At 39.0% G+C, this 6,035-nt stretch carries 4 protein-coding genes; 2 read left to right on the top strand and 2 right to left on the bottom strand.

What is annotated here, in order from left to right:
• Together FJ218_10545 and FJ218_10540 are read left to right on the top strand one after the other, a co-directional pair.
• On the top strand, nt 1-480 hold a 480-nt coding region (locus tag FJ218_10545; protein MBM4167339.1), incomplete at its 5' end, for a hypothetical protein.
• Between the two features lie 202 nt (nt 481-682).
• Nucleotides 683-5,077: a T9SS type A sorting domain-containing protein gene (locus FJ218_10540; GenBank protein ID MBM4167338.1), complete on the top strand. Its 4,395-nt coding sequence runs from the start codon at nt 683-685 to the stop codon at nt 5,075-5,077.
• Nucleotides 5,078-5,129: 52 nt separating this feature from the next.
• Here FJ218_10540 and FJ218_10535 read toward each other — a convergent pair whose 3' ends face one another.
• Together FJ218_10535 and FJ218_10530 are read right to left on the bottom strand one after the other, a co-directional pair.
• Complete coding sequence (locus tag FJ218_10535; protein ID MBM4167337.1) at nt 5,130-5,585, bottom strand: nucleoside deaminase; 456 nt, start codon at nt 5,583-5,585, stop codon at nt 5,130-5,132.
• A 195-nt stretch (nt 5,586-5,780) separates the two neighbouring features.
• A partial coding sequence (locus FJ218_10530; protein MBM4167336.1) for a T9SS type A sorting domain-containing protein occupies nt 5,781-6,035 on the bottom strand: 255 nt, incomplete at its 5' end.

Raw genomic sequence — 6,035 nt, 5'->3', positions numbered from 1 at the left:
ATTCTTCTTGCCGCATTTTCACGAATACTTCCTCATCCGCCGAATTTTACGCCGGTTTCTGCTATTGCGTTGTTTGGCGGCGTATATTTAGAAAAACGATGGTCGATTCTTGTGCCGTTCGTTACAATGTTGTTGAGCGACGCAGTTCTTGGTTTTCACTCGACGATGATATTTGTGTATGGAAGTTTTTTCTTCATTGGCTTACTTGGAATGTGGTTGAAGGAACATCAATCGTTATCGGTGATAGTTGGAGTAACGGTATGCAGTTCGTTGTTATTTTTTATTGTTACCAATTTCGGAGTATGGTTTATGCCGCAAACACTATATCCAAATACAATGGAAGGATTGATGCAATGTTACGTTGCCGCAATTCCTTTTTTCCGTAATACGTTGATTGGAGATATGATGTATGTTGGGATACTATTCGGCGTGTTTGAAGTTGGGAAAAAATATGTCCCTCTGCTTTCTCCGACAAAATAAGGAGTGAACGATAGTATCATGGTGGATGCAAAAATGTATCCACCATTTTCTTTTTTAAACCTTTTGGGTTCGTGGTTTTCTAAATTGTGATTTACGTCGTTGAAACTATTACAAAAAATTCTTATCGTAATGCCGAAAAAATTTTCTTCTTCAAAACAAACATTTATTTAATTTATTCACTTATCTTGAAAGGACATTTTTTATGAAACCAATGATACAAACATTAAAGTTAACTATGATAAAAACACATTTCTCTGCAATGGCGATTCTTTTTCTGTTTATACTTTTTTCGTACGAACAAGGAAACGCCCAAGCATTTGTCATTGATTCTACGGTTTCCAATGCAATCGTTGATGTTCAAAATAGTTCCGCGGCGTGGGGCGATTTTAACAGCGATGGATTAATGGATGTAGTTATTTGCGGACTTTCGCAACAGGGATTTGTTACAACGTTGTACAGAAATACCGGAAACAATCAATTTGTTGAAGTTACTACTAATCTTCCCAACGTTGCTTTTGGCGATGTTATGTGGGCGGATTTTGATAACGACAACGATTTGGATTTGTTGTTGACAGGAATGATGAGTACGGGAACGAGTTCCGGAATAATTTCCCGGATATATCAGAATAATGGAGGAAACGACGCTTTGAACGAATACATATTTAAAAATGTCGGCGCTCCATTCCCAGGAATTTTTAATGGTTCATCTGCCGTTGGCGATTATGATAATGATGGCGATTTGGATGTGCTTCTTACCGGTGTTCAATCGGATTCAACTTCGATAGCGGCACTATTTAAGAATGTCATATTTGAAAGCAATAGCGGAGAAATTTTTCTTCGAGAAAACACAACGCTTCCTGGCGTAAAAAATAGTTCAGTTGCTTTTGGCGATTTTGATAATGATTACGATTTAGATATTGCGATGACGGGTGAGCAAGAAAATGGTGCATATCTTTCTGATGTGTTTCGAAATGATGGCTATGAATTTGATGGAACAAGCGGTGATGTTGGGTGGATGTTCTCGCCAATTTTTTCGGGAATGGTTCCTGTAACCAATGGAGCAGTCGCATGGGGAGATTATGATGCAGACGGAGATTTGGATATCGCATTAATTGGAAACGATGGATTCAACGGGGTTACAAAAATTTATAATAACTCTGCGGGTTTATTTAACGATACGTTTTCGTTTTTGCCACAAGTGAATAACGGTTCAATTGCTTGGGGAAATGTTGATGGCTCTTTCTATCTTGGGTTTGTTGTAACCGGCACGACGAATGTAGCAACTACGTTTGTAGGGAATGTATATCGGTATAGTTCAGATGGCACAACTGGAAATTTTAAATTGTATGAGAAACTGCAAGGAGTATCGAACGGGAGTTCATTATTTGCTGATTATGATGATGATAATGACTTGGATATTTTAGTGTGCGGTGTTTCGCTGACTGGAAGCGTTTCTAGAGTTTACAAAAATGTTGTAGCAGGAAATGCTGCACCGCCTGCAAAACCCAGCAACCTTATTTCGCAAGTAATTCAAAATAATGTTTTCTTACAATGGAACACGGTAAATAAATTTCCCGATAGAAATTCATACAACTTGAGAATTGGACTAACACGAGGCGGCGCGGAAATAATGTCGCCAATGACTACGTCAAGCGGAGAACTTTTGACTCCACAATTGGGGAACACAAATACCAGTAACAGTTGGCGGTTACATTCTTTAAAAAGCAATAAATATTATTGGAGTGTCGTTGCTATCAATAACCGAATGATGACATCTCCATATTCAGTTGAAGATAGCTTTTATATCGGGAGCGGAGTAGTTTTCGGAACAAAATTTTATGACTTTAATGGAAACGGTGTTCAGGAATTTGACGAAAACGGTATTGAAAAATGGAAAATTTATTTGAGCGGAACATCAGACGCCGGTGTTCCGGTAAGCGATACGGTTTATACGGACGAATCGGGAAAATACACCTTTCCGTATTTACCAGCAGGAGCATATACGATTACTGAAGCGGATAGCAGTGAATACAAATGGATGAGTTCAACGCAGTCATCTTTTCCCGTTATTGTTCCCGAAGGAGGCGTTGTCGGTCCGTTTAATTTTGGGAATTTCAAACTTGGAACAATTACCGGAACAGTCTTTGCAGATGTTAACAACGATTCGGTACGCGACCCCCTTGAAAAAGGAATTGCAGGATTCAAAATAATTTTACAAAAAACATCTCCGCTCCCTTCTCTTTTTATAGATACAATTGTTAGCGATAATTTTGGAAGATATATTTTGGGATTAAACAAAGCACTTACGCCGGGAAACTATCAAGTAACACAATCGTTCAGAAGAGGATTTAGGAGAACATATCCGGTTGGCGGTTCATATGATACTACAATTTTTGACGTGAGCGTTATCATCTCGAATCTTGATTTCGGTAATGTCCCCATCGGCGTTCTTATAGACACAACACGAGGAGATACGATAACGTGGGATGATATGAGCAATTGGGAAAACGGACTTCCGACGGGCGAAGATTCCGTTGTTATACCAATAAATTCCGTTGTGGTTATTGATAGTCTTCCTTCAGGAAACGATTCGGTAAGTACTTTACACATTACCGCGGGTTCGCGTTTAAAAGTAAAAGGAGGAAAATTAAAAATTCGAGGGCATTTGTACATTGATGGTGATTTAGAAATTGATTCAATACGACGTCCCAATATTTCTGTTTACGGTGATTTTCGAATGAAAGGAAAATTCAAAGCGGGGAAATCGCACGTGAAATTACTTGGCGCCGGGAGCCGTTTCTTTGGAAAAGATACGGCAGTATCAGATGATGATACGACATCTTTTTACGACTTAACGCTTGGAAGCAGTAGTGATACGTATAGCGATTCGGCAATCTCGAACGGAACGATTAAAATTCAGCGATACTTAAACGTGAACAGAATTTGGAAGATTCAAAATAATGTGGACGGCGGAATGAAAACAGCGCAGCCGGAAACCGTATATGTCGAAAACGATGACCCCGCGGCAGTTGCCTATGGTCAAAGTGGAAGTATTGCGAACGGCGTTGTCAATAGAAGGATTCGTGCAAACTCAACGGGAGTGTACAAATTTCACAGCGTAAATGTATCGTTGCGTTTTAGTGGAAGCGGAACATATCCTTATAGGATGAAAGTTACAAAACTTGCAGATTCATCACTTTCGCCGAATACGTTTTTTGTCTTTAAAAGTGGAACAGTGAATACAGAATCTACGTTTGTTCGTGTTTCAAATATACAATCGTATTCTCGTTGGGCGTTTGGTCAAGTTGGACATAAAACGGGCGATACAACTGGAGGTCCGTTATTTGATATAGAACCGGAAGAAGTCAGCGAAGAAAAGTTGTCGTTCAATTCTGTTGTTGCGTATTCTCCTGCAGAAATAACGTTGCAATATAATCCATCCCTGCTCAACGGAATTCCGATTGATTCATTAGGATTATTAAAAAGTACAACGAAAAAAACGTTTCGAACATTTAAGGCATCTTCAGAGTTATCTGCAAAAGTTGTACAGTTAAAATATTCGAAAGGACTGCTCACATCGCAACCGAATATACCAACGGCAGTCGAAAATGTTTTCAAAAAAATTGGAAAATCAGGAACGACGTTTTTAGGAATTCCACAAACGAATTCCGATTCTGCAAAACGTTATGCGTGGATTTTATTCAAGAAAGGAAGCGACTTGGGCAAACTCTATACTTCCGCACACACAGGAACAAAATATCCTCTTGATTCTACTCGCGACCTTACAACCGGGAAAGGAAAAAAGAAATTGGTAAAAGCAGTGAAACCCGATAGAAAAAAATATAATAATCCCGCGTGGGAACAAGGAATTTTGTTTAACTTGAATTTGATTGCGAGTGCTGATTCCATTACGCCTCCGGGATTTGGGTCGCTCGTTTTAGATACATCGTTCGTATTTTTTGGTCGTCAATTGCAGGGAAAAACGCTTTCTACCATTGCAAAATATATGGATAGCGTGATGACGTATTGGTATCGTTTAGGTGTGGATAATTCTTCGGCGTATTCAGAACTCGGTTCATTTATTGATAATATTGTTGCTCAGATAAACAACAGATTTTATGCGTCAATGCAACAAACAAATTATGAAGTAGATTCAATCGGTGTCGTTGTGCAAAAGAATCCGTATGCTGTAAAATTGAAAGGCGTGTTTACTGCGGCGCAATCGAATTTTCTTACGCAAGTTGATGGAAAAGATAATGGTGGTGTTCATATTCCCAACACGGGTTTTTTCGATGCGGAACCAACGACGTTTGAATTATTTCAAAACTATCCGAATCCGTTTAATCCTTCCACAGCATTAGGATTTTCACTTGGACAAACTTCGTTCGTTACGTTGAAAATCTACAACATTCTTGGTCAAGAAATAAGAACAGTTCTCAACAATGAAATGCTGGAAGAAGGAATGCACGAAATAGAATTTGATGCAACGCAGTTTTCTTCGGGAGTGTATTTTTATCGGATGACGGGAACGGCATTTGACGAAGACGGAAATGTTACAACGTTCAGCAATGTTCGAAAGATGATTGTATTGAAATAACACATTTCTCAATGCGTATAAAACAATGGCGAACAACGTTTGTTCGCCATTGTTATTTTCTTTTGTTCGAGAAAAATTCTTTCAATATCGTTTCGCATTTGTTTTGTTGAATTCCGCCAATACTATGCGTGCGATGATTGAGACGTATATCATTGGTAATATTGTATAACGAAGATACTGCGCCAAATTTTTCATCGTATGCACCGAAGACGAGGAGGGGAATTCTTGCAAGCACAATCGCTCCTGAACACATTGGGCACGGTTCTAACGTAACATACATTGTGCAGTTTTCCAATCTCCACGAGTACAAATATGCAGCAGCAGCAGTAATCGCAATCATTTCAGCGTGTGCCGTTGCGTCGTGAAGTGTTTCGGTTTGATTATGACCTTTTCCTATGACTGTTTCGTTGAAAACAATAACCGCTCCAACGGGAACTTCATTTTCTTCGAACGCTCTTTCCGCTTCGCGATATGCTAATGACATATATTTCTCGTGGTGTGTATTCATTGGAAGAAAATACAGAAATACAAAAACAGAACTAATGAAAATTTACACTTGTGTGTACGAGAAGGGAGAGTTTAAATGTTGGACGAAGGACATCGTTTTTTTATTCTATTGTTCATCTATGATTTTTCAGAGAAGCAATAACAAAGTTGATTCTCTCTATCAGAATCGGCATTGTTTCAATAGAGAAAATGATTCTTACTTCACGAGTATCATTTTCTTCGTTTCCAAGAATGTTCCGGCGCGTAAGCGATAGAAATATATGCCGCTCGATAAATGTGTTGCATCGAATTGTATTTCGTGCGTTCCTTCTTCGAGTTGTTCGTTATTCAAAAGCGTTGCTACTTCTTGACCGAGAACGTTGTAGATTTTCAACGTTGTTTGTAAGGGCAATTCATGAATTGCCCCTACGGGAATTTCAAATCGAATCGTTGTTGTCGGATTAAACGGATT

The organism is Ignavibacteria bacterium, assembly GCA_016873775.1.
Lineage (GTDB): Bacteria > Bacteroidota > Ignavibacteria > UBA10030 > F1-140-MAGs086 > JAGXRH01.
This window is presented reverse-complemented; position numbering and strand designations above follow the sequence as displayed.